18 protein-coding genes are annotated in these 25,758 nt (G+C 40.0%); 6 read left to right on the top strand and 12 right to left on the bottom strand.

Annotated features, from left to right (window positions below; translation table 11 throughout):
- Window position 1: 1 nt before the first annotated feature.
- The 3 genes from HQQ94_RS09015 to HQQ94_RS09005 all read right to left on the bottom strand — a co-directional run bounded on the left by HQQ94_RS09015 (window position 2) and on the right by HQQ94_RS09005 (window position 6,659).
- Complete coding sequence (locus HQQ94_RS09015; RefSeq protein WP_173294103.1) at window positions 2-1,153, bottom strand: response regulator; 1,152 nt, start codon at window positions 1,151-1,153, stop codon at window positions 2-4.
- A 200-nt stretch (window positions 1,154-1,353) separates the two neighbouring features.
- Window positions 1,354-2,250, bottom strand: a complete 897-nt coding sequence (locus tag HQQ94_RS09010) for a diguanylate cyclase (RefSeq protein WP_173294102.1) — start codon at window positions 2,248-2,250, stop codon at window positions 1,354-1,356.
- Complete coding sequence (locus HQQ94_RS09005) at window positions 2,247-6,659, bottom strand: response regulator (protein ID WP_173294101.1); 4,413 nt, start codon at window positions 6,657-6,659, stop codon at window positions 2,247-2,249. Before HQQ94_RS09005 ends, HQQ94_RS09010 begins: the two co-directional genes overlap by 4 nt.
- A 432-nt stretch (window positions 6,660-7,091) precedes the next feature.
- On the opposite strand from HQQ94_RS09005, the gene HQQ94_RS09000 reads away from it, so the two are divergent.
- Window positions 7,092-9,233: an LruC domain-containing protein gene (locus tag HQQ94_RS09000; protein ID WP_173294100.1), complete on the top strand. Its 2,142-nt coding sequence runs from the start codon at window positions 7,092-7,094 to the stop codon at window positions 9,231-9,233.
- A gap of 23 nt (window positions 9,234-9,256) precedes the next feature.
- Window positions 9,257-9,775, top strand: coding sequence for a hypothetical protein (locus HQQ94_RS08995; protein WP_173294099.1), 519 nt, complete (start codon window positions 9,257-9,259; stop codon window positions 9,773-9,775).
- Between the two features lie 79 nt (window positions 9,776-9,854).
- On the opposite strand, the gene HQQ94_RS08990 is transcribed toward HQQ94_RS08995, so the two are convergent.
- Window positions 9,855-10,418 carry a MarR family winged helix-turn-helix transcriptional regulator gene (locus tag HQQ94_RS08990; RefSeq protein ID WP_173294098.1) on the bottom strand — a complete coding sequence of 188 codons (564 nt, stop codon included), beginning with the start codon at window positions 10,416-10,418 and terminating at the stop codon, window positions 9,855-9,857.
- A 234-nt stretch (window positions 10,419-10,652) separates the two neighbouring features.
- Between HQQ94_RS08990 and HQQ94_RS22850 the strand changes: the two genes are divergently transcribed.
- Entirely contained in the window at window positions 10,653-14,303 is a 3,651-nt protein-coding gene (locus tag HQQ94_RS22850) for a S8 family serine peptidase (protein ID WP_173294097.1), read from the top strand.
- A 441-nt stretch (window positions 14,304-14,744) separates the two neighbouring features.
- Window positions 14,745-16,256 (top strand): peptide MFS transporter, encoded by a 1,512-nt coding sequence (locus tag HQQ94_RS08980; RefSeq protein ID WP_173294096.1) that lies wholly within the window; start codon window positions 14,745-14,747, stop codon window positions 16,254-16,256.
- Window positions 16,257-16,389: 133 nt separating this feature from the next.
- Here the strand turns inward: HQQ94_RS08980 and HQQ94_RS08975 are convergent, their stop codons facing one another.
- Window positions 16,390-17,493, bottom strand: a complete 1,104-nt coding sequence (locus tag HQQ94_RS08975) for a response regulator (protein ID WP_173294095.1) — start codon at window positions 17,491-17,493, stop codon at window positions 16,390-16,392.
- Window positions 17,494-17,663: 170 nt separating this feature from the next.
- Window positions 17,664-18,512 carry a VacJ family lipoprotein gene (locus HQQ94_RS08970; protein ID WP_173294094.1) on the bottom strand — a complete coding sequence of 283 codons (849 nt, stop codon included), beginning with the start codon at window positions 18,510-18,512 and terminating at the stop codon, window positions 17,664-17,666.
- A gap of 211 nt (window positions 18,513-18,723) precedes the next feature.
- On the opposite strand from HQQ94_RS08970, the gene HQQ94_RS08965 reads away from it, so the two are divergent.
- Window positions 18,724-20,640 carry a hypothetical protein gene (locus HQQ94_RS08965; RefSeq protein WP_173294093.1) on the top strand — a complete coding sequence of 639 codons (1,917 nt, stop codon included), beginning with the start codon at window positions 18,724-18,726 and terminating at the stop codon, window positions 20,638-20,640.
- A 21-nt stretch (window positions 20,641-20,661) separates the two neighbouring features.
- Window positions 20,662-20,967: an EscU/YscU/HrcU family type III secretion system export apparatus switch protein gene (locus tag HQQ94_RS08960; protein WP_173294092.1), complete on the top strand. Its 306-nt coding sequence runs from the start codon at window positions 20,662-20,664 to the stop codon at window positions 20,965-20,967.
- Between the two features lie 74 nt (window positions 20,968-21,041).
- On the opposite strand, the gene HQQ94_RS08955 is transcribed toward HQQ94_RS08960, so the two are convergent.
- The 6 genes from HQQ94_RS08955 to HQQ94_RS08930 all read right to left on the bottom strand — a co-directional run bounded on the left by HQQ94_RS08955 (window position 21,042) and on the right by HQQ94_RS08930 (window position 25,753).
- Window positions 21,042-21,443, bottom strand: a complete 402-nt coding sequence (locus tag HQQ94_RS08955) for a DUF2802 domain-containing protein (protein ID WP_375335716.1) — start codon at window positions 21,441-21,443, stop codon at window positions 21,042-21,044.
- A gap of 276 nt (window positions 21,444-21,719) precedes the next feature.
- Window positions 21,720-22,205, bottom strand: a complete 486-nt coding sequence (locus tag HQQ94_RS08950) for a chemotaxis protein CheW (protein ID WP_173294090.1) — start codon at window positions 22,203-22,205, stop codon at window positions 21,720-21,722.
- A gap of 7 nt (window positions 22,206-22,212) precedes the next feature.
- The gene (locus HQQ94_RS08945) at window positions 22,213-23,220 is read right to left on the bottom strand and encodes a chemotaxis protein CheW (RefSeq protein WP_173294089.1); all 1,008 of its coding nucleotides are present in this window, start codon (window positions 23,218-23,220) and stop codon (window positions 22,213-22,215) included.
- Window positions 23,204-23,995: a ParA family protein gene (locus tag HQQ94_RS08940; protein ID WP_173294088.1), complete on the bottom strand. Its 792-nt coding sequence runs from the start codon at window positions 23,993-23,995 to the stop codon at window positions 23,204-23,206. The genes HQQ94_RS08945 and HQQ94_RS08940 overlap by 17 nt, the downstream gene beginning before the upstream one ends.
- Window positions 23,996-24,030: 35 nt before the next feature.
- The gene (locus HQQ94_RS22325; protein ID WP_217274017.1) at window positions 24,031-24,648 is read right to left on the bottom strand and encodes a hypothetical protein; all 618 of its coding nucleotides are present in this window, start codon (window positions 24,646-24,648) and stop codon (window positions 24,031-24,033) included.
- Window positions 24,641-25,753 carry a chemotaxis response regulator protein-glutamate methylesterase gene (locus tag HQQ94_RS08930; RefSeq protein ID WP_173294087.1) on the bottom strand — a complete coding sequence of 371 codons (1,113 nt, stop codon included), beginning with the start codon at window positions 25,751-25,753 and terminating at the stop codon, window positions 24,641-24,643. Before HQQ94_RS08930 ends, HQQ94_RS22325 begins: the two co-directional genes overlap by 8 nt.
- Window positions 25,754-25,758 lie beyond the last annotated feature (5 nt).

Below are 25,758 nucleotides of genomic sequence, written 5' to 3'. Positions count from 1 at the left end.
ATTAACCTGTGTGCTTAGCTGGCTCATTAAGCGTATTAAAGAATCGATAGAGACACTCGAGTATCTCACCTAACTCAGTATTAACGATTTCATTTTGTGCCTGATCCTCCTCTAACTTAATCGATGCTTCATCAGCTAAAGCCATCAACTTTTTCTCCTGATCATCTTCTAAGCCTAAACCAAATAGCATACCTTCCAACTTAGCTAACATGCTTCTCATTATCTCTTGAGAATGTTGTTCATGAGCGATTAATCGTTCGGAAGTCTGCTGTATTTGTCTTTCTGTCAGAGAAATAACTTGTGTAAATATCTCCTGTTTCTGCGCCAACATTTTAGTCCGACTAGCCAAATTAGCTAGCTGAACGTTGGCAATGTCCATCAACACTGCCAAATGGTCTCTAAACCTGCCACACCGATTTTCATCATGTAGCGGCATATCTTTAATCAATAATACAATATGAGGGTCCCTGATGATGGTCCTGATCCCAATGCTTAAAATGCGTTCATTGTGGTCAGCAAAACGAGTCAGTAATTCTGATTCAATGCTTCCTTGTTCACAGCCAGCGAAAACAACCGTACCAGTATCGACACGAGACACCGCATGCATACCGAAATTGAGTAAAATATTATTAATAGCAAAACCCACATTTTCAGCAAGATCAATTGACTGAACATCTTTTATAAATTGCACAACTTGACCCAGCTCACTACTGACCGTCATCGCCTCCATGGCGACAGCCATTGCATCTGAAGCCGACTGCTTTGCAAGAGTCATTTCTCTACAATGACTTAAACAATCATTAACCTTTTCATGTAAGTCTTTAAGCACAACAGGCTTAATTATATAGTCATCAGCACCAGCTTCAAATCCTGTAAGCCTTTGCTCCACTGTATCTAACGCTGATATAAAAATGATAGGCAGATTTGCTGTCGTGGCATTCTTTTTTAAGGTCACACAAACTTCAAAGCCTGAAATCCCTGGCATGTCGACATCAAGTAATAGGAGGTCGGGTATAGACTCATTAATCATAGCAAGGCAAGCTTCACCGCTTTCCGCTTCGCTAATCTCATGTTTATCTTCAAGCATCCCTCTAATGACTAAACGACTTACTGGTTCATCATCAACAATCAAAATTTTTGTTGCTTGTGTCATCGTTAATATTCCCTTAATTTAAAACTTGTAGTTTCATGAACAATGAACAATGAACAATGGTAATATACTTCAGATAATAAGCCTGACTGCTTCAGTAAAGTGTCCAAAGGCTAAATTGACATCTTGACTACACTAATACCCATACGGTATTTGATCATGGAATATTGAGAGTTTAAGAATCAAACAAAAATCACATCGCTTCAGCTCAAATGCTGAGTATTTTTTGCTTCAACAATACAATTTCTTCCTTGTTCCTTAGCCGAATATAATGCTTCATCAGCACGCGCAAGGAGTTGTTCAAACTCTTCACCTTTTTTCAGCTCTGCAATACCAAAACTGGCCGTTACTGATATGTTTTGGGGAATTAATTGCTCGATACTCACCCTCAACTGCTCTGCTTTATCCTTAGTGTCTAGCAGTGAGCAATTATCCAGTAATATGACAAACTCTTCGCCCCCAAATCTGGCAACCACATCTTCCTTGCGATTATGGTCAAATAGAACTTGAGCCACAGCTTTGAGCACCATATCACCTGACTGATGACCAAAATTGTCATTAACTTGCTTAAAATGATCAATGTCTATCATCATCAATGATAAACATCCACCATGACGAACAATATGTGAAATTTTATTGGTCGCAGCTTCAATCAAATAATGTCGGTTATACAGATGAGTGAGCTGATCATGTAAAGCCATGCTTCTAAGAGTATCACTTTGCTGCTTCAATATGATTTGCGTGTCAACGCGAGCAATCACAATCGCAGGCCGGATCGGTTTCGTTATATAGTCAACAGCCCCGAGTTGTAAACCAAACTCTTCCTCTTCATCACTGTCTTTACCCGTCACGAAAATGATAGGAATATTTTGCGTTACCGAATTGGCTTTAAGCTGCTTACATACCTCATAACCATCCATATTAGGCATAATAACGTCAAGTAAAATCAAGTCTGGGATGGGATCGTTTTCAGCTAATTCCAAACAGCGTTTGCCATTAAACGCCACTTTCAAATTGTAATCCTTTTGTAAACATCCGGCCAATAACTCAATATTAGTCCGCGTGTCATCGACTAAAAGAATTGTCGCTTTATCTGTCATAAATCTGAGTTCTCCCCATTCAGTGCTGTTTTGGCTAACTGACGGTTTAAGTCGTTTAAGCTTATAAGCGCTTCTTGATAATCATAATCAGCCAGTTGAGATAGCAAATGGTCACATATTGCCTGAAGTGACTTATCCTTTGTTGCATTAGCCAAACAGCTGAATTCATCAAGATCGATATAACTTCCTTCTACAAGCAGTTTTTCGAGTCGATGTAAGCTTTGCTTAGTATCCTCTTTTGACATAGGGGCTTTTACATCATGATCCACTCCTGATAGCTGCTGAAATTCAGCTATTGCCAATTTCAACTCCTCATAGGCTACACACAATCTCGGTAAATAACTTTGCGCTTTGGAAATGTCTTCTTCTTTCGCTGCTAACTCAATGTTAGTCGCTTGCTCCATGAGCAATTCTCCGCTGACATTGGCTGCAACACCTTTTATCGTATGTGAGACTTGCCTTATCTCACTTAAATCCTCATCCCTAAGTGCACATTTAAGTGCTTCCATTCTTGGAGGCATATCTTCATTAAACAGATGAATTATCGAATTAAAGAGCGATTCCTTGCCCATAGCACGTTTCATTAAACTGTCTCTATCCCATAACTTATGTTTATCAGTCATCTTATTACCAATTATAGAAGCCGCTTGAATATTAGGAGTAAAATTTAGATTTTGTTCATTTTCTTGCTTAGCACTATCATCAACATCTAAATGGTCCTTGGCATTATCAGCAACAAGCCATTCATTCAATTTGAAATAAAGTTTATCAGGATCAATTGGCTTCGTGAGGTAATCATTCATTCCTGCTTCAAGACACTTCTCCTTATCACCTATCATTGCATTCGCCGTCATCGCTATAATGGGAATATCTTTATTCTCACTGCCTGCTTTACCTGCACGTATCTGTCTGGTTGCTTCATAACCATCCATTTCAGGCATTTGGCAATCCATTAACACTAACGAATAAGGGACATCATCAGCATCACATAACATCTTAATCGCTTGTATCCCGTTATCAGCAACATTAACCGAGATCTTAAAGTCCTCCAGTACTCCGATAGCCACAAGTTGATTAACGTAATTGTCTTCTACAAGTAAAATTCGCTCTTGTGAAGAAAACTGATGAGCCATAGCTTCATGATGACTTAACGTTTGCAGATAATGATGAGTAATAAGAGGTTTTGCACTAAGTAACGCTTCACCCCCTTCACTGATAATCGCTAACGCATCAAATAAATCAGACGTGGTCGTCGGTTTAGGAAAATAGGCACTAAAGCCAAGTTCTGCAAAAAATACGGCATCACCAATTTGAGACATTGATGTCATCATCACCAATTTTATAGCGTCAAATCGGTCATCCGATTTTAAGCGACGACCTAACTCTGCACCATCAACATCCGCCATCTGCATATCTAGAAATGCGACATCAAACTGTGGCAAAGTAGAATGTTGATCCCTAGCAGTACACATCTCTATCGCTTGAGCTGCACTCGCCGCACCTTCGACACTCCCCCCCCAGAATAGCAACTGTTCCATGATCACTTCCCTGTTGGTTGCATTATCATCGACTACCAGCAAGTGTAACTTTTCAATATTGACGCTAGGCACAACAAGTTGGGCTTGTTCACTTAGTCCTAAATTAACTTGAAATTCAACACAAGTACCTTTTCCGACCTCGCTGCTCAAACTCACTTCGCCCCCCATCAGCTGACACACTTTCTGCACTATTGACAACCCGAGCCCAGTGCCACCATACTTTCGAGTCGTCGATGCATCAACTTGACTAAAAGAGTCAAACAAAAAAGGAATTTTTTCCTCAGCAATACCTATGCCTGTATCAGAAATCGTACACTTAAATAACCAACCTGCACCATTATCTCTTCCTGTTAACTCAGCCTTAATTAGCACCTCTCCTTGAGTCGTAAATTTAATCGCATTGCCAACAAGATTTGTCATTGCTTGGCGAAGACGACTTGGATCGCCTGCCACCGTAGAGTATTCGATCCCCTTAAGATCTAAGATCAATTCAAGCTGCTTATTTTGCGCCTGAAATGCCATTCCTTCAGCAAACTCACCCAACATCCCTCTTAAATTAAAATCTAAATTTTCCAGTTCAAGCTTACCTGCATCTATTTTCGAATAATCAAGAATGTCATTAATAAGCGTTAATAGTGATTTGGCGCTCGACAATGCAATACTCACTCTACGTTTCTGATAATCCGTTAAATTTGTATTATTCAACAAGCCGAGCATTCCTAAGACCCCATTCATCGGAGTGCGGATCTCATGACTCATGCAAGCTAAAAATTCACTCTTCACTTTTACCGCTAGATCAGCTTGTTCTTTGGCTAAAATTAATTCTTTTTGCGTCTTCATTCTTTTGCTTATATCATGAAAATTCCATACCCTACCGAGGAGCCCATCATCTGACTTCATGGGTAATGAAACTCGCTCATACACCCTACCATCGACAAATTCTAAGGTATCAAATTCATCACGTTCAGGTTCACAGTAAAGCTGTTCAACTTTTTCAATAAAGTACTCAGGATTAATCAATATATGTTTATTTTCAAAAATAAAATCAACATGATCTTGCCCACTCACCACCTCACTTTCCCACAAAGTCATATAGCTTTCATTATACTGTAATACCTTACCATCGAGACTTGTCACCAAGACACCGTTATTGGTAGATTCAAGCATCGAGTGCATCAAAGACAGGGCTTCTTTGGTTTTAATTTCAGCTAATTTTCTCTTAGTAATATCAGTTCTAATTGCAATGTAACTTTCCGGATTTCCTTGTGCATTATTAAAAGGAGCTACCGTTGTATCAACCCAATAAAAGCGGCCATCTTTAGCACGGTTGCAGATTTCCCCATTCCAAACCTTCCCTTTAGAAATCACACTGTACATGTGTGTAAAAAAAGATCGTGAATGACGACCAGAATTAAGCACACGGTGATTTTTCCCTATTAACTCCTCTTCTTGATAACCACTAATTTCTGAAAAACGTCGATTAACATACGTAATCATGCCTTTTACATCTGTCACGGCTACAATCGCATGCTGATCTAAAGCAAATTTTTGGTCTTCCAAATTATTCAATGCTGTTTGAGCCTGTAAATTAGCTTGATAAAGTGACTCCTCATAAGAGTTTTTAGCCAGTAGCATTTCATTAAAAGCATCGACTAATTGTGATATTTCATTCTTGCTGCTTATCTTTATTGGTTTAACCTTCTCGCCTTTAGCAACATCTAAACTGGCTTGAACCAATTTTTTTACGGGTTTTGTTATCTTTCTTGCCACAAAAACTGCTGAAAGAATAATCGCTAATATGATGAGTATGAGTATTGTTAAGGTCATGTTTGTGAGCCAACCTATCTCCTCAAGTGCTTCATCTCGATCGACCTCACTCACCAATAGCCATTCAACACCAGTCAATTTCACAACATGATGTAAACCGATCACATCACGTCCATTAGGCCCCATGTATTCAAATGCAAAACCATCTAATTTAGATAAAAGCCTTTGCTCTGAAACATCACTAAGATTTGTGTTTTCTCTAGTGTTCAGCCATGCCCTAAATTGAGCTGTATCTATCGATTTGATAGCAACCTCATCCCAATTATTTTCAATGGGTGATAACAATAGACCACTTTCATCAACCAAATAGTGAGTCAATGAACTTTCGCTGTCTACGGTTGAATGCAATGATCTAAGGAAATTTTCGAGCTGTAACTGGATGGCGAATACCCCAATTATATTACCTGCTGTATCGAGGAGGCTTAATGCGATAAAACTAGAAATAGGTATTGATGAAAGCGGGTAACGCTCTATGCCTGAAAAACTCGCCTTACCTGTATTTAAGGAGTGCTCAATACTGGCTGAAAAATGTGAGCTTATAAGTGTTTTACTGAAAATATTTTCCCCAAGATCTGCCTCTCTCGCCACAGAATAAATAATATTGCCATCTGTATCGATTAGGTATATATCATTAACATCATCATATTCACTGACTAAGGTCACAAGATGATGATGATAATCTCCCCTTTTTTCAATCCAATCAGCACTTCTCACATACAGTGCTAGTGGTTGCTCACTGGCGACTAAACCAGCTCTCAATGAGAGCAACATTTGTGGAATTTCCCGAGATTTTGCTTCAACTTTTAAATTAAGCAATCGATAATTAAACCAATTCTGAATAACTTGAGTGGTCAATAGCGATGATTGCGTCAATTTGTCTTCTGCCGCATTAACCAAACTCTGTTTAGCTTGCTCGTAACTAAACCAAGAGACACCAAGAAGTGGAATAAGTGAAAGGGCAAGAAACCACAATGTGAGATCCATTCTAAGTGATTGATATTTTTTTTTACCACACTTTCCTTGCTTAATTGAACTCTCATCCATACAAACTCAACACCTAAATTTATTAGTAAAAAATTATTATTTTTCAACATGACAACTATTTTTATATTAAATCGGCTACAACCAAGTTCTATTCCCATTGAGTATACAAATTATTCAATTTGAGTTTAGCCGAGGACTGGATGTTTTTCATATTTCCACCTTAGTATTTACCTAATCAATATAAAAATAATTAACATGAAACATGATAGCGGTGATTGTTGTACTTCAAACACAACTCAAACCAAAAATCACAGCCCCTCATTCAATACGACTCTGAGCTTTTGCAACTTGATATGCAGTTTGCAAAAAATGCTGCGTTACATGGCAAGTAAAACTGTAATCAACTGTAATCAACTGTATTTAAATATAAAAAAAGTTGGCACAAACTCTGCTTATTACTAATAACTTAGGTTAATAAATGAGGGAACACCAATGAAAAACATAAGTAAGCTGATACTGGTTTTTAATGCAACTTGGCTTTGTCAAAGTAGCTGGGCAGCAGAATTTAATACTTGCCCCACTGAAGCTTTCATTATTCAAACTCCTTCTTCTGTTCCGAAAACATATTCCGTTGAACTTTCTACGGGCAGCTATGTTATCGCGTCAGAGGATATGGGGATCCTTAAAAGCTATAATGGTGTTGGTTTTAATTATCATGATAATTACATTTATGGCTGGGATTATCAGAACAATACCTTAGGTAAAACAGGGAATGACTACCAAATTACCCCTCTAAATATCACCAAAGATACTGATTCAACTGCTGCCGGGAATTTCTTTGTTGGTGATATCGCCATTGATGAAAATGTTTGGTATGGGTATAAACGTAATAAAGGCATGTTCAAAATACCGTTGAACAACCCAGATAATTATACAATGAGCCTAGTCAATGGCAGTAAAGCCAATGCCAATTATAACATTACTGACTTTGCCTTTCACCCAACGGATGGCTATATCTATGCCGTCAGTAATGGTAACACGGGTAATTTACTCCAAATAGATCCGCTGACGGCTGCGTCGACTAACCTAGGAGCCGTTTTAGTCTCATCAGGATCAAATTTTACTTTCGGAGCGCAATTCTTTGACCCCAATGGCATTCTCTACCTCAGTAATAATAGTGATGGTAAAATTTATCGCGTGAATGTTGGTGATGCTGCGCCTAGTGGTGAACTATTTGCTTATGGCCCCTCCTCATCAAGTAATGACGGTGCTCGCTGCGCCTTAGCTGAGGTTCCTATCGGTGACAATGTCGACTTTGGTGATGCGCCAGATAGCTATAAAACATTGATGAGTTCTAATGGAGCAAGACATTCCATTGTTGATGATTTCTACCTAGGATCAGGAGTCGATAATGAATCCAGTGGCTACCCTGCACCATTATCAGATGACAGTAGTGATGCCAATGATGACGAAGATGGGATCCGTTTTCCCACTGGATTCGAGCTTGGCGAATCAGCTCAAATCTTAGTGACAGCGACTGGCAGTGGTGGATATCTCAATGGCTGGTTTGATTGGAATCGTAATGGTATTTTCGATGCTGATGAACATGCCATATCTGCAGAATCACTCAATCAAGGAAGTAATATCATCAACTTAAATGTGCCAACATGGGGCACAGAAGGACTATCTTGGGCCCGTTTCCGCTTTAGTACCTTAGCCGATATCGGCCCTACGGGGGGGGTTGGTGATGGAGAAGTAGAAGACTATCAAATCACTATCACAGAAACAGGCGTAACGATTAACTATTACCCTTCATCTTCAACTTTTACGTCCATCGCCTATGAAGATCTCTACCCTGATCAAGAAGATTACGACATGAATGATGTTATTTTTCACCTAAGATTTACCGAATATGTCAAAAATGGTCAAGTCAGACGTGTCGAATTAGAAGGTCAATTAGCCGCTATGGGAGCCGCTTACCACAACGGGTTTGCTGTTCAACTGCCTGGGATAGCCAGAGGTAATATTAATGAGTCCTCCATTCAATGGAGCATCGATGAGATAGTGCAAACCAACTCACCATTAGAGTCTGGACAAACTAACGCTGTGCTTATATTCACCCAAGATCTCTGGGATCACATCACACTAGCAACCGGATGTGATTATCTCCGCACAGAAGTAGGTTGTGGCACCAGTTACCGTACCACGTGGAAAATGCGTGTACCATTTGAGAACGCAATACCAATCTCTGATATGCCTGAATTTCCATATGATCCCTTTATCTTTGCTACTCCAGGCACTGATCATGGTTTAGCTGCAAAAAATGTTGTCGGTGAACTACCTGGACGCAAACTCGAAATTCACCTCAAAAATAAAGCACCGACAGATAAATTTGACACGGCTTATTTTGGTGCAAGAGAAGACAGATCAGACCCAAATAATGGTCAATATTTCCTCAATGAAAATGGCATGAGTTGGGCACTAGAAATACCCGTTACTTGGAAGCACCCATCAGAAAAGCAAAGGCTGGATATCGCTTATAGTGAGTTTCTAGATTTTGCTGCAGACAAAACAGGCAACACCAATAAAACTTGGTACCTCAATCCAGATTTACAACTTATTTTTCAAGATTAACACCGAAAGAGAAGGAGTGAGAGATGAAAACATTAACTAAGCTTATTAACAGATTAATAACTAACAAACTCATGCATATATTCGCAGTAGCAATCACAATCCAGATCATTTCAGCCTGTGGCGGGGGCAGTGACAGCTCAGAGAATAACAGTACACCTAGTGTTGTCACGACAACACCACCAACACAAGAGTTAGAAATCTTGATCTCCCCCACCTCATTAGACGATCTTGTTGTTAACTCCGATAATAAAATGCAAGCAGCATTTGAACTCATGGTGGCCTTAGATATTCACTCACAAAAACGAGGATATTTTTCACTTTGCGATGATTATAGTAATGATAATAACAGCTATGCAGTTAACTTTGAGTCATGTCTTTACCGTGGACCTTTGGTCAATGGCAAACTAGATACCAACTTAAAAGTGGCTAACCACAATGGTGAATTGCTGGCTGTCATTTGGTTTTACGATGATACATCACCACAATTTCAACTCTGGCAATATGATACTGATCTTGAGCAGCAGTTACTCGTAGTCAATTAATCCGTACTTGACGAAAAATCTGTTGTTCATTAAGTGACAACATCAAAAACAGCAAAAGCGCCGCTTACTGGCTGCGCTTTTACTGCATTTTATGTTCCACACAGATAAGTAAGATATCAGGATTCGATAATCTCTCTTTGGTCAAACCACAATAATAATGGCCATCTCCCTTTGTGTGATTATGATGGCATGTTTGACACTGACCGAAACTTTTAAAGCCGTTAACATCTTGAACTTGCCTTAACAAGGAGCCTAATAAATCAGCAGTAGCACGCATGTCATCTTTTGATGAATGCTCACTAACAAGCTTAAGTAACTCAGCTGGAATAAGACTCTCTACTAATTTTTTACCCTGTTCGCTTACCGACAAATGCGTGACTCGTTTATCTAGTTTATCTGCTGTTTTCAGTACCAGTCCTTTTGATTCTAAAATTTTGATTGATTGCGATACCGTTCCCTTGGTAAGCCCTAAAAACTCAGTGACCGCTTTGGGTGTGTCAGAGTATCGATTACAACTGACTAAATAACACAGAGCATCAAACTGTATCGGCTGTAAACCAAATTCAGCGAGTCGGTGACGTGATTCACTGCGCAATAGGCTACTGAGCCGCTCAATGAGTTGTTGGATAATTAATATGTTCATATCAGTATGGTATCGAATCAAAACTTTGTTGACAAGACTATTTATCTTACAACCACAGCCACATTAAAATTAACATGCAGTTCAACTAAGGTTTCATTTAACACATTGGTATGCTAAAAACCCAACCTAAAAACCTTAACTGCAACCTTTAAAGTAAAAAAACAACTTAACCTCATAAAAATACATAACCACCAAAATATTAACTAACGCCGTAAATATAACAAGGAAGATTAAATGAAAACCCAACTCGCAGTCGCCATCTCTGTGGCTTTGCTGTCTGCAAGTATTAATGCACAAACAGTGATAACCGCCAATGGAGCAACTGTTGAACTGAATATTCCAGCATCATTAATCACTCAGCAGTTTAGAAATACTTTAGGCACAATTAACAATACTAAATTGATGCCTGAAGCAGGGTTAGGTGATAAAGAATATGTATACATTATTCGACTCAAAGATGCTGCGGTGGCAAATTACCAAGGACACATTTCAGGACTCGCAGCCACCAGTCTAGCTTTGGCTCAAAAGGACACACACACCAGTAACAATCAGCGAGGTAAATTGAATGTCTCCAAGGCTGAAGTCAAAGCATATGTCAGCTACCTAAAATCAAAACAACGTCATTTTTTAATGCAAGCACAAGCCGTAACGGGTAACAGTATTCAAGCAGTAACCCAATTTAGTTATGCTATAAATGGTATCTCGGCTCGCATGACCCAAGATCAAGCCATTAAGCTGTCCGAGCTGCCTGCAGTTCTGCATATTGAACGTGAACGTCGAGAACGTCTGCAAACCGATGTCAGCCAAACACTGATAGGCTCTGCACAGGTATGGAATGGAGCAGCGGCGGCGGGTACTCAAGCTATGGGAGAAGGTGTCATCGTCGGCATTATTGATACTGGCATAAACTCAGATCATGACTCATTCGCCGATGTTGGCCAAGATGGCTATGATCACTCCAATCCATGGAGACAAGGTGTTTATGTTGGAGATTGCCAAACAGATTTTATCGACATGTGTAACGATAAACTTATTGGTATACACAGTTACCCCGAGATCACCAACGACTATGATGATGAAACCGTATTTGGTACCACTCCTCCAGCTAAAAACGGAGAAGATTATGCCGGTCACGGCTCTCATGTCGCCAGTACCGCAGCGGGTAACATTTTAGTTAATGTGCCTTTAGTTGATGGAGAAGTAGGAAAGCTTGAAAGCGATGGCGTAAACACTGGGCTCGAATTTACACAAATCTCAGGGGTCGCCCCCCATGCCAATGTGATCGCTTATCAAGTTTGTAGTCCAGGAAACCCTGAAGACACATACCAAGGCTGCCCACCAAGCGCCATACTCAAAGCATTGGATGATGCCATTAAAGACGGGGTCGATGTGCTTAACTTTTCTATCGGTAGTGGCGGAAACCCTTGGAACAGTTCAATCGAATCAGGATTTTTAAGTGCACGTAATGCCGGTATATTTGTTGCTGTTGCAGCAGGTAATACTTATCAAGACATTAAACAAGAACCCGGTTCAACCATCAAAAATGCCCCTTGGTACACCTCTGTCGCCAACTCAACCCATAATCGTGACGTTGTGAAATCGGTGACTTTTAATGATAAAGACTATTTTTATATCCCAAGCTCTTACCTCACTCAAACAGCCACTTTATCAGAAGTATTAGCCTACGCTGGCCATATTGACGCCACGAATATTGAAGGCTGTCACTCTTTTACAAGCAAAGCATTCAACAACACCATTGCCCTGATTAAACGCGGGGGGTGCAACTTTAGCATTAAGGTCAATCACGCCATCGCAGCTGGCGCCAAAGCCGTTATCGTATTTAATAAAGACGGTGAAGGTAATACTAGAATGAGCATGGGAGGGCTAGAGGCGAGTACTGTACCTGCTGTATTTATTAGCAATCTCGATGGATTAGATATGATAGCAGACTTGACAGCTAATCTGACACTCGAAGTCAGCATAAATCAGACGCTTAACATCACTGAAAAAGAAGCAGATGTACTGTCTCCGGGCTCATTAATTGGCCCTAACACCACCAATGATGTCATGGTTCCTTTCCTTGCAGCCCCTGGCAGTGATATCTATGCCGCCTATTCTGATCAACAATTTGGTCATGATATAACAGGCACTAATCCTGCCGACTTCACTTTGATGTCAGGCACTTCGATGGCAAGCCCTCATGTGGCAGGCGCTGCAGCATTACTAAAATCTGTGCATCGACATTGGACGCCGGATAACATCCGCTCGGCACTGATGTTAACGGCAACCACAGCTCAAAAAATGAAGAAAGCCGACGGTAAAACCCTTGCCGATGCATTTGATGTTGGCTCGGGCCGTATTCGTGTTGATATCGCCGTACAGACAGGGCTTATCATGGATGAAACCGCACTCAATTATGAAATGGCTAACCCATTATTGGGTGGTGATCCCCGCACACTCAACATTCCAAGCATGGCTGACTCTCAGTGCGCTGATATTTGCAGCTGGACACGAGTGGTGACCGCAACAGGGGATGGTCTCTGGAATGCCCAAGGTAACAGCATCACAGAAAATGTCAATATCACGGTCTCACCAACGACTTTTTCTTTAAAAGCGGGCGAAAGTCAAACCATTATCGTGACTGCTGACGTTGCCGATATTAGCGATAACTGGGCTTTTGCGCAGCTTGAGCTCACATCAGCGACACACCCAAATGCAAATATGCCAATAGCGGCTAAAGTAGCAAAGCGTAACTTACCAAGTCAACTTACCATAGAGGCATCTCGTGATGCCGATGAGCAAAACTTCTCAGGGTTTAAAGCAATAGACCTTCCCAATCTTAGCGCACAAGTCACCAACTTAGCGCTAAATGATAGTTTTGAAGGTAAAGTCAAACAAGATTCTAATCCCTTCAGCGCCCTAGATGATCTCAATGATGGCACGCAGGTATTTAACTTTACTGTTAATGATCATGCCCTGTATTTCAAAGTAATGATCAACGATAGCAATTCACCCAATCTTGATATGTACGTACTGCTAGATAAGCAAGACGGCAGTGAACTCAGTATGGTGAAAGAATCAGCCTACGGGGGGTCTAATGAAAGCGTGCAGCTCTCAAAACCTGTCGCAGGTATATATCGTGTTGTAATTCAAAACTATCAAGCTTCTGCTCCTGATGCTGAAGATAGTTTTACTCTGAAACAGCTAACCTTGTACGATAATGATTCATCATCAGATAACTTATCCCTTAAGTTGACCGGAGATAGCAAAGATTTTTCGTTAAACTTAGCCTGGGACAGCAAAACCAAGATGCTAGCAGGTGATGAAGGCATGGCCCTCGTCACGCTGATGAGCTCCAATAAGAAGGTGGCAAACGTTTCTCTGCCTGTTATCTTCAAGCGTAAAGGCGATGATGTGATCATGCCTTTAAATGACTCAATCTCTGGAAACTTAGTTGTCGGTGTCACTAAAACCGTGAGCAGCAAGATAGCAGCCAACAACACCCTAGAGACCCGCTCCTACAAACTGACAGCCGAGATACCAGAAAACCATAAGGTCATAAACATCAGCCATGACGGTAAGCTTAATGCCAACACCATTAGTTGGCATGTCGAGATGATAGTGGGTATGGCAAGCCAAGATGTCACATTTGATTTATTACCCCTTAAAGCCAGTACAGATAATCGTCTAATTTTATCTAATATTGTTGAAAACTCGACGGCAAAAAAATTAGAGCAAATCTACAGCTTTAATGTCACCGAGGCTAAAGTTGAAACGAATACTAACCCCACCACTGATACAAACAACACGACTAAAGGTGGATCATTAAGCTGGTTATCTCTGCTACTGCTACCTTTAGCGTGGAGACGTCGTATGCAAAGTTGACTATTTAAGGTAATAATATAAATGAACAGAGCCAAAACTTAACTTTGGCTCTTTACACATTAAGATAACTTACCTAAACCCATCGATTAATCCCTCTAACCTTAACCAGCTAGATACACCATATCCATTAAACCTTACTGCTTACCCTTCTCTTCGCACTGATTAAATACTCACCATTCACACAAGCAAAATTGACATAAGCAAGGTGAAAAGGGTATACAAGGTGGGTTTCGAAGAATTTATTGCTTCAGATATTAAAAACATAAAAATAGTCTATTGCACTTTCGCTACAGTGAATTACAAGTAACACAATTAACCATGTGTTCATAACAAGATAATCACATATGCATCTGACATTAAGACTATAAAATAGGGTAAAAACAATTTTTCTGTGACGACACTTGTCTCGCAGGCAATCACAATTTGAAGGTGGATTAATACATGAGCGTAACAAAACCACAAGGGACGATGCTCGGGCATCCAAAGGGATTATTCCTGTTGTTTACCACAGAGTTATGGGAACGATTTAGTTATTATGCAATGCGGGCCATTTTGGTGCTGTATTTAGTCGATAAAGTGCAGGGTGAAGGTGGACATGGATTAGGTTGGACTGGCGCCGAAGCGATTTCTCTTTATGGTACATTCACGGGGTTAGTTTTTTTAACCCCGCTGATTGGTGGCTGGTTAGCCGATAATATTCTCGGCCAGCGCAAGGCCATCTATATTGGCGGCGCCTTGATGGCAGCAGGCCAGTTCATCCTAGCCGCACCACACAGTTGGGTGCCTGGATTAGAAGTAACCGCATTCTATATCGGTCTAGGGACGTTAATTTTAGGAAATGGTCTTTTTAAACCAAACATTTCAACCATGGTGGGCGACCTCTATGAAGAAGGTGACAATCGCCGTGATGGTGCGTTTACCATTTTTTATATGGGCATCAATATAGGTGCAGCCTTATCTGGTTTTGTCGTTGCTTGGGCCTATACTCAATTTGGTCATGCCGAAGTCATTAATGGTACTGAGGTCTTTATCAACAACTGGCAAGCAGGCTTCTTCTGTGCAGGTGTGGGTATGGTTTGCTCACTCATCATTCAATTTTTGTTCGCTCAAAAACTATTAGGTGACATTGGCACGGTGCCTGCCGCAAAACTTGAAATACAAAAAGCTGCAGCTAAAGGCAACACACATAAAGAACCCCTCACCCAAATTGAACGTGATCGCATTAAAGTGATCATGGTCATGGGACTTTTTACTGTCATATTTTGGGCAGGATTTGAGCAAGCCGGTGGCTTGATGAACTTGTTCACTAATGATTTTACCGATCGCACCATTGGCACATTTGAAGTACCTACCACTTGGTTCCAATCACTTAACGCCATGTTCATTGTTATCTTCGCACCTGTAGTCGCCACCATCTGGATAAAATTAGGTAAGAATGAGCCAAATTCACCGGTTAAATTTGCTCTCGGCTTAATCCTGTTAGGTATCGGTTTCCTATTTATGATTGGTGCCGTCCTAGAAATGGGTGGCGATGCAAGCGTAAAGTCAAGCATGTGGTGGTTAGTCGGCGCATACTTCTTCCATACCATGGGTGAGTTGTGTTTATCACCAATTGGCCTTTCTATGGTGACTAAATTGGCTCCACTGCGCATTGCATCATTAATGATGGGCGCATGGTTCCTATTTATGGCAGTTGCAAACAAAGTTGGCGGCGTGGTTGGTTCACTTATTGGTAGCCACGGTGCAAGCAAAGAAGAACAGCTTGTCAACGCGATGTCCATTTTTTCTGGTATTGCGATTACGGCAGCCATTTCAGGTATCATCCTTTACTTCATGGCAGACAAGTTAGTTGACTGGATGCATGGCGCTGAAGACAAAGCACCTCGCAGTGAAGAGCAAGCGCTTGAAGAAGAGATCGCTATCACAGCAGAGCATGAAGCAATAAGACGTTAATACTTGCGGATCTTGATATGAATATAAGCCTTACTTAATATCGTAAGGCTTTTTTATACCGATTAAAACAAGAATACCCTCAAATGATCTAAGCTAAAACAACCGTCACAGTCGGTTTTTTTCATTCAAGATGTTAAAAAGACAATTGCACATACCCGCCCGTTGGGAGCTGAATATCATAGGTGAGACCCAAAAATTGATCATCAAGTAGCATCTGTTTATGTTCAGGCGCACTAGATGAAATACAAAGCTGCTCTCCGGGCATTAAGGTCCTAAATTGAGCACTAGGTTGTCCCCAGTCTAAAATGCCTAACTGCAGAGAATCCGGTAGTGCCAAGGGAGTTAGCCCTTCATTATTACGAATATAACTCCTCAAACCATGTCCAGCTTGAGCGATTGATACCCTATATTGAGTCAGCTCAACAACCACATAAACAATATCAATAAAGATCTCTAAACCTGACTTAGTCATCCTATCATTTAGGTAACAAAGCATATTGTAGGGTTCGATAATGGCTTGTGTTGATCCATCACGGAAAAGTTTCAGTTTCTGATTCACAAAGCTTTTCAAAAGCACGCTACCAAAAGCAGCACGATTATCCTGAGGATGAAAATGTGCCATATACATTACCAAATGTTTATCGCCAACATTGGCAGTATCAATAAAGTAAGCACTCACCTCATCGTTCTTAAATAAGCTGTAATCTATTTTAGCTGTAGGGTAGTTTATCTGGGAAGGAGGAAACAGCTGTTGTTGTACATTTTTCGCAGCTTCTGCATTTTGCTCTAGCAAAACTAAATTATCTTGTAACTCCTGATAAGAAAGCTCTTCCATGTCTTTAAGTTGCACATCTTTCATGTGCCTATCATCGAGACATTGTTTAATGGCATTTTCAATCAGAAATAAATCAGCCACTGGCTTAACCAAATAATCACAGGCACCAATTCTCAGCGCTTCGACAACATCAGCCATCACTTGGTTGCCTGATATCACAATTGAAGGCACACTTGGGTTAATTTCAGACATTTTTTTGAGCATCACTAACCCGCCCATAATCGGCATGCTCAAGTCTGCCAGTACAATGTCAACAGTATATTGCTTAAATTTATCTAACCCTTGTTCTCCGTCGTCAGCTTCAAGCACTGTCGCTCCACGGCTATCGAGAAAACTCGCTACAATTCGACGAAAGACAGGATCATCTTCAACAAGTAAAACAACTAACTCATTTAGTGCCATTAAAGATCCTTTTATAGAAAGTTTACGTCTCTGTAGGATAGCTGAACAAAGCGGTGAATGAGATAACGACGTCATCTATTTCATGAAGAGCATCGTGGTAAGTGATGATGCCGTTAGTGCTTAAGCTATTAACAACATTAAACTATCACTTCTCGACATAGTGCTTTTAACTAGTCTAGCTCGTCAAGATACTCATCGAGAAGTTCATCCTCATCTAAATCAACAGGTACATCTCCATCATACACTTTATAATCCATATGTTGAAAGTAAGCCTCTTTCACAAAGGTATAAGGATCGAGTGCATTATCAATCAATCTTTCTTGATCAATCACTTCTGCACGTTTATGGAGACTATCAAGTCCCCATTTCAGTAAAGACTGCCAAATGGTAAAATCAGCAAATGGGAAGTATAAACCGTCAACCCAGTCAAATGCGATTTCTCTGGTGACATAAGGTCCTAAGAAAGGAGCCATAAAATAAGGACCATTTGGTACTCCGTAATAACCCAGTACTTCATTAAAAGCATCTTGTTTACGCGGTAATCCCATCATATCAGCTACATCAATGATACCTAATAAACCTATCGTCGTATTGATGGTAAATCGTCCACCGGCATTGGCTGCCCAACCCCATTTACCTTGTAAGGTATTATTCACAAGAGAGCTAGGCTCATCAAGATTGGTTATAAAATTATTAACTCCTGTTTTTACAGGTAAAGGGACATAGTCCTTATAACCATGAGCGACGGGCCTATAAAAATAACGGTCCATAAATTCATAATTAAAATCCCACATAGCCCGATTGAATCCTTCGATAGGGTCTCTAGGATCGTTATAAGTAACGGTCACACTAGATCCTGCCACCTGACTAGCGATATCATTCGTTTGTTGAGGATTTGGGTCGACAATTTGTCGACTGTCTACACTCGACATACTTTCAGATGAAACTTCCTGTCCTGACACAGAAAGAGGAGAGAGGATAAACGATGCTATAATCAGCATGATTTTATTAAACTTCATATTTTTCTCTTCGATCACACAACTGAATTCATTTCAGTCATTTTTAGCATCCAGTCAATCAAAACTAAGAGTTCTCTTCGTTTATAACGATAAGAAAGCATCCCTAGAAAGAAACAACTAAACTAATGAGTATGGTTATATTGTAAGTGCGCTAAGGATACTCGGCAAAAAAAATAGATCAATTGTTAAATGAAGAAAATGATAAGTACGAATGCAAAACAGTGAGAAAAACCAAATGTCAGATCAATTCAAACAGATAAACACAGACAACAACACGAATGCCCATACTACTAATACTGCATCTTCATCAAGCCTTAGACTCCCATCCGCTCCATCCACACACGCCATAAACGCACCAAGTTCAAAACCGTTACCCGTTATTCAATCTCAATTGATAAAACCTGACACCATCAAGATGACATCAACGATCCAACAAATTTCCATTAAAGGAATTAACTTCAATATTCATGTTTTACCAAATCAAACCCAAAAAAATATTTTTTCCGCTGCAGATTACCTTCTTAAAATAGCAGTTGACCCTATATCAACTGCGACCACATTGCATCAATTAACGACGTCGATAAGTCAACTGTTGGCGCTAGGCAACATGATTACATTTGCATTGCCATTGGAGATTAAGCAGTTAGTAAAAGCCAGTGATCTCAATCTTAATCAACTGAAATTATTAAGTTCAAGAAATGGAGGTTACCCTCTACCTTATGCTCAACTCATTGGTAGGGATCTCATATTATCAAACGGTTTAAAAATCAACCTGCCTTCTTCTATCATGTTACCTAGTAAACAATCGGCCAATTCGCGCCAAATATCCGTTCTGCCTAGCGTACACTTCAGCAATAAAAAATGGCAGTTAACCTTAAAGCCGATTATCACTGAAACCGATATCAAATTATCCTTCACTGAATCGAGCAAAAAATCAGCACAGACACTGGAAAAAATACCATTACTCCAAGCAAAACCTGAAATCGCGAGACTTTATACTCTATTAGTCAAACCATTAGAAAAAATATCCATGAAAGACCCATCAACGTCAATGAACTCACCAAACGCATCTAAGCCTATGACACCTCCAGCACACCAACATGCCAACCTTCATCAAAACATTAACACTCACTTACACACTGAGGCTAATTCTCACCAGCAACGACCACAAACTCAAGTTGACTCTTTACATATTCAATCAAATGTAAAACCAGAGCAGGATCCTAGGAAATTGGTGATTAATGAAAAAAACGCTACCCAACAAGACTCGAAACAAACGTTAATGTTAGCAGCGTTAAACAAAGCTTTTGGTAAAGCGGGTAGTTTACCTATTGAGGTGAGTAACAAGCAAGAATCACAACACAACCTAGCAACGTTACTAAATAAACTCATACCTCAACTCACGCCTTCTACCTTAGTCTCGTTAACCAATCCTAATAAAATACAAAGTGAACTTATAGGGCAACTACAACTAAGCTCACCACTGGATATGAAAGTACTCGCGAAGCCATTATTATCACATATGAGCTCTCTATCCATGCTATTTCACCTTCTTCTTGGCGTGAAAGAAAGCCCATTAAATACCTACCAAGAAAATAATAAGATAACAATCAGTCAGATCACCTTAAATTATTTTCAAAAGCTTCAGCAGAAAGCAGGAACGAATCATTCACTGCTTTCTATGCTCGATAAAGCAGGAACGACTGAGGCGGTAGGGAAATTAGTCAGCAACTTAAATCTATATGCTCAAGCCAGTGGTGAAATGAATGGGTCAACAAACTGGTATTTCACCTTACCTTACTCTTTTAATCAACATCAAGACAACCTTGAAGGTCACTTCACTCAAGAGACAAATAGCAATAAATCTGTTAACTGGAAACTACAACTGAAATTTAACTTACTGCAGGGGCCGATTTTAATCAAAGCGCAAGTCAATGAAGCACGGCTAAATATGACGATTAATGCTGAAAATACGGAGCAATTAAAAAAAATAAACAGCTTACTTCCCCCTCTTATCAAAAAATTAAGCGACATAGGACTCACACCGGAAAAAGTATCAACACAATATTCAAAACTTCCAGCAAGTCTACTGCCAGGTGATCACTTCTTAGTGAAGATAAAAGCATAAGGGAGCAACTAAGGAAAATAGATGAATAACAAAAAAACTAAACAAGCGATTGCACTGGGTTTTGACGGTAAAAATGCCCCCAAAGTCACAGCAAAAGGAACTGGAATTGTCGCCGATGAAATTATAGCATTAGCTGAAGAAGCGGGGATACATATACACAAAAATCCCCATCTCAGTGACTTTCTTCAACGCTTAGAACTTGGGGATGAAATCCCTAAGGAGCTGTATTTGCTGATTGCAGAACTCATCGCTTTTGCTTATATGCTAGATGGTAAGTTTCCAGAAGAATGGAACAATATCCATAATAAGATAATAGAGGAGGTTTAACATCAAAGATATGACAGGACCTATTTTAAGTTTGTCCGCTAATCGTTACAATAAATGCAATTAAACCTATTCCGTTAACTTTTGCAGTGTAATCTAATGAGTAATTCAGCCTCAGCTTTTGGTATTTCACACTCATGTATCAACTCTTCAACACCTGCACCTAAGTCAACCATTTTCATCGCTCGGGTATAAAGCTTAGCTTGGGGATCCTGTTGATTAGTTTCATCCAACCTCGCATCTTGTTGAGCAGCTTTCTTTTCAAGCTCCTGCATACGCCGGCCAATCCCAATCGTGCCGCTCCTCAACTCTTGTAGTTCACGCTTCATCGTTTCACCTTGGTGATCTGTTTCTTTTAGTAAAAGCGTTAGCGCATCTATTTTAATGTTTAGTTTTTTGAGTTCTCTATGCTGGTAGAGTAATAAACCCAAATAGGCTATCACACACATAAATACAGCGAATAATATCTCATTACCAATCATATTTTTATGACTCTACATTAAAACAGTAATCAGTCTCGAATTACCAGAGACGGGCCTCTTTTGAGCTTGGTTTTGCCCAAGCTCAATACATTTAATCAAAGGCAGCGCAAAATAGACTTAACTGCGAAACACACAGCCACGAAGGCTCACTAAGCAAACCCATGCAAGTAATTATCCCTAGCGTGTCATTTTTTACGTAAATAACGACACAGACTAAGGTTTACAGACAACTCAACAAGTACTGTCGGCAAAAATTCCAAGCATCTGCTACCGTTAGACTTCCGTTACTTCCATCCACTCTTCATCAGATAATAACTTATCAAGATCAACAAGAATAAGTAACTCGTTATCTCGGTTACTCACACCTTGGATAAACTTAGCACTTTCTTCTGTACCTACGTTGGGCGCATTATCAATTTCAGAACCACGTAAGTAAACAACTTCAGCAACGCTGTCAACAAGAATACCTATCACTTGCTTTTCAGCTTCTATAATAACAATACGACTTGAATCATCCAACTCTGAAGATGCTAATCCAAAACGAGAACGCGTGTCTATCACTGTGACCACATTGCCTCGAAGATTGATAATCCCCAACACATATTCAGGTGCTCCAGGTACAGGTGCTATTTCGGTATACCTCAATACCTCTTGAACTTGCATGACATTAATGCCATAAGTTTCATTATCAAGCCTAAATGTTACCCACTGCAACACTTCGTCATCTTTATTTTTCGCCACTTGTTTTGCGTCTGTCATATTTACCTCAGCCAACAGGATCCTGACTACCTAAACCTGAATTTAATAACTCAATGAGTGAATGCACATGCAATATGCCACACATCTGCTCTTTTACAACTCCAGCCAACCAGGGACGTTTACCCGCTTTATTCCGCCAATTGACATCCGATTTCATGATTTTTACCGAATTAACTAAGGACTCACACGTTAACCCCCAGTTACTATCCTCTAATAATACAACATATTGATAGTTTACGGATTCAGCTAATGTATCATTATACTTCTCTGGCATAACCCAAGCACACGTATCAACAACGTTTAATTGTGAATCCCTATGAGTTTGGACTCCTTTATACCACGAAGGCCGCCCCATAATATGATTGAGCTTCTCAAGTTTTACTATTCCCCCTAAGCTTATCAATGGCACTGCCAATGTTAACCCTGCCACCTTAAAGAATAGTACTTGAAACTCATCATCGAGAGTTTCAAGTAGATTTTTTGTCACTTTAGGTCGAATTTCACCAAATTTTGTCTCAAAATCGCTCTTCTCTGCCTGTTTTGATGCCTGACTTTCTTGAATTAGGCTCTTAACTTGCACTTTTTCTGTCAGCTTTGTCTCGATGCCACTACGTTCACTCTTTTTTATCGTCGCCGTATTGACCACAGGTTCAGATTTAAGTATGGGTTCAAGTAATTGCTCCAGAGCCTGTTTATCTAAATGAGGATTCAGTGCTTTTATTTCAACATTAGTATTTTCCGACTTAGCTAGTATCTGAAGCAAAGTATTTTGCTCACTCTGTTGCTGAGTACATTGCTTAGGACTATCAATAAGAGACAAATCAAATTTATCATGAGATATTGCCTTTCGATCTATAACACTGAATGATTTTTCAGTCCTGATTTGGACCGCTCCCTGTAGATTTTTAAATCGAGGTACATCAAATAATGACGCGTCATTTCCCACCTCATTATTTTCCTCTTCTAATAACAGAGAAAAATAATCTAAAACAGCATCATCAACTGAGCTTGACATGAGGTAATGCTCCTGTCAGTAGATATTCTAATAATCTTTCGTATGCTTTAGTCCCACGGCTATTGACTGCAAAATGTGATGCGGGAAGGTGAGCTAAACTCGCATCTCTAAACTTAGTATCAACAGGGATCACATCTGGCCATAGTTGCTCTTCATACTTTTGGCTTAAATTCTGTAAAGCGGCTGATGACGCTTTTGTACGACGATCGTACATCGTCGGTACTATGGTAAAACGATATCGAGTTTTTTTTGTCCTTCCCATTAAAATCATAGTTTTAATCATTCTATCTAAACCTTTAATCGCAAGAAACTCTGTTTGGACAGGCACTATAATATGGTCGCTCGCAGCCAAAGCATTAACCATTAATACACCTAATACCGGTGGACAATCGATTAGTGCAATATCGTAATGATTTTCTACCAACAAAAGTAATTTTTTTAATATCAGCCCCATGCCTCCTTGATGTCCTAATGATCTGTCTAAGGTTGCTAACGCCATTGTTGATGGAAGCAGATCAATTCCTTCTACAGCTGTTAACACAATATGTTGTTTAATTCGCTCTGTTGTAAGCTGCTTATGGTCTAAAAAAAGATCGTAAAGAGAAGACGTGAGCAATTCAGAATCAATACCCAAATAGTACCCCAAAGAAGCATGAGGATCGGTATCTATCATTAACACCTTCAAACCACGCTTCGCAAGTGTCCCTGCTAAACTGGCTACCGTTGTTGTTTTACCAACACCTCCTTTTTGATTCGCTATTGCCCAAATTTTCAAAAAAACCTCAACACTATTATTATTAGTACTTTCAACTAGTCATTCTCTCGAGTTGTCACTCTAATTCCACCATGAGGCAAAACGATAATTTTTACACCTTCGGCATTTTCTGAAACGGTATGTGCCCCTATAACTTGCTTAGCATCAACACTCTTATCAATATTGTTAACATTAACAATCGATAATTTAGAAACAGCTTCACTACCTTGAAGCAATATCGATATGTCATCCTTATTACCACTATTGCTCATTAATAGCTCATCATTAGCATTCAACTTTAGTTCATCAAATATCTCTATTTCTGTCGCTAACCGGTCCGAATTCTGAGCCTGATTGAACAATCCAACATGGTCTTTTTCAAGCCCTGTATCTGGACCAAAATTTACTTTAATTTTTTGTTTAGGCTGAGCTTGAACTAATAGTTTTTTTGTCGCCTCTGGGTTTTCAGACATCCATTTTGCTACTGCTTCAGCATGTTCATCTGGTACCATAAGCAGTACTTGACTACTTTCCAACCGTTCGATATCTAATGCTAATAAAGTATTCTTACGCCAAACATCTAAATATAATAACGTTAAGACGAATACAGCAACTGAAAGTAAAAGAATCACTACAATAGAGAAAGTATTCAACTTCCTCTTAGGCTTAGCCATTAGATGATTCTCGTAAAATAGCCTCTGCCATCTGTTCTAATCCAATAGACTGACTTGAAATACCAGCTGTAGTGACAGCCTGTGGCATACCATATACAGTACACGAAGCTTCATCTTGTGCCCAAATGGTCGCACCTGAGCTTTTTAGCATGCGCGCACCTTCTCTACCATCGGCTCCCATTCCCGTCAAAATAACGGCTAAAGTATCCTTACCTAATATTTTTGACACAGAAGCAAAGGTGATATCAACAGAAGGTTTGTAATTCATATCTTCACTACCCGCAACCACTTTTAAACGACCATGAGTGCCAGCACGATCTAACATCATCTGCATTCCTCCAGGAGCAAGGTACGCATGTCCTCCTTTAAGTTGATCACCTGATACAGCCTCTTTCACCTCTATTTTGCACTGCCCATTTAATCGAGCGGCAAAAGCAGGTGTAAAAGCTGCTGGCATATGCTGGACCAACAAAATAGGGTGAGGGTAATTTTGTGGAAATTGAGTCAGTATTTTTTGTAACGCAACGGGTCCTCCAGTAGACGTACCAATTAACAAAATTTTATATTTTTTACCTGAAGCCCGATTAAACGTATTAGCTTTAGTCGCAACATTAGTACTAGCACGAGGTAAAGGAGTTGTGTTTAAGGGTTTAGAGTGAGATTCTGGTACTGATTTAACAATCGGAGGTGTTACAGAGCGATACACTCTTCGACGCCCTATGGTCTTTATTCTTTGTTGTAAAAGACGTATGCCCTCATCTTTATTGGTCGCAATATCTTCAAAGCGTTTCGGTAAAAAATCTAATGCGCCAGCATCTAGCGCATCAAGTGTGGCTTGAGCACCATCATGGGTTAACGATGAAAACATCAAAATGGGAACGGGTGAATTCGCCATAATTTCACGTACCGCTGTAATACCATCCATAACTGGCATCTCGATGTCCATGGTAATAACATTTGGTTTAAGCTCCGCAGCCATTTTCACCGCTTCTACACCATTTACTGCCGTTCCTATCACTTCCAAATCAGGGTCTTTAGAGACTATTTCACTTACCCTTCGACGAAAAAAACTTGAATCGTCAACAATAAGAACTTTAATGCTCATTCAAT

Source organism: Shewanella sp. VB17 (assembly GCF_013248905.1).
Classification (GTDB): domain Bacteria; phylum Pseudomonadota; class Gammaproteobacteria; order Enterobacterales; family Shewanellaceae; genus Shewanella.
This window is presented reverse-complemented; position numbering and strand designations above follow the sequence as displayed.

Bases quoted from the DNA above. Each gene is read 5' to 3' on its own strand.
- HQQ94_RS08930 (WP_173294087.1), bottom strand. From the start codon at position 25,753: ATGAGCATTAAAGTTCTTATTGTTGACGATTCAAGTTTTTTTCGTCGA.
- HQQ94_RS08950 (WP_173294090.1), bottom strand. From the start codon at position 22,205: ATGACAGACGCAAAACAAGTGGCGAAAAATAAAGATGACGAAGTGTTG.
- HQQ94_RS08995 (WP_173294099.1), top strand. From the start codon at position 9,257: ATGAAAACATTAACTAAGCTTATTAACAGATTAATAACTAACAAACTC.
- HQQ94_RS08980 (WP_173294096.1), top strand. From the start codon at position 14,745: ATGAGCGTAACAAAACCACAAGGGACGATGCTCGGGCATCCAAAGGGA.
- HQQ94_RS09005 (WP_173294101.1), bottom strand. From the start codon at position 6,659: ATGGATGAGAGTTCAATTAAGCAAGGAAAGTGTGGTAAAAAAAAATAT.
- HQQ94_RS22850 (WP_173294097.1), top strand. From the start codon at position 10,653: ATGAAAACCCAACTCGCAGTCGCCATCTCTGTGGCTTTGCTGTCTGCA.
- HQQ94_RS08965 (WP_173294093.1), top strand. From the start codon at position 18,724: ATGCAAAACAGTGAGAAAAACCAAATGTCAGATCAATTCAAACAGATA.
- HQQ94_RS08960 (WP_173294092.1), top strand. From the start codon at position 20,662: ATGAATAACAAAAAAACTAAACAAGCGATTGCACTGGGTTTTGACGGT.
- HQQ94_RS08945 (WP_173294089.1), bottom strand. From the start codon at position 23,220: ATGTCAAGCTCAGTTGATGATGCTGTTTTAGATTATTTTTCTCTGTTA.
- HQQ94_RS09010 (WP_173294102.1), bottom strand. From the start codon at position 2,250: ATGACAGATAAAGCGACAATTCTTTTAGTCGATGACACGCGGACTAAT.
- HQQ94_RS09000 (WP_173294100.1), top strand. From the start codon at position 7,092: ATGAAAAACATAAGTAAGCTGATACTGGTTTTTAATGCAACTTGGCTT.
- HQQ94_RS08970 (WP_173294094.1), bottom strand. From the start codon at position 18,512: ATGAAGTTTAATAAAATCATGCTGATTATAGCATCGTTTATCCTCTCT.
- HQQ94_RS08975 (WP_173294095.1), bottom strand. From the start codon at position 17,493: ATGGCACTAAATGAGTTAGTTGTTTTACTTGTTGAAGATGATCCTGTC.
- HQQ94_RS08990 (WP_173294098.1), bottom strand. From the start codon at position 10,418: ATGAACATATTAATTATCCAACAACTCATTGAGCGGCTCAGTAGCCTA.
- HQQ94_RS22325 (WP_217274017.1), bottom strand. From the start codon at position 24,648: ATGGCTAAGCCTAAGAGGAAGTTGAATACTTTCTCTATTGTAGTGATT.
- HQQ94_RS09015 (WP_173294103.1), bottom strand. From the start codon at position 1,153: ATGACACAAGCAACAAAAATTTTGATTGTTGATGATGAACCAGTAAGT.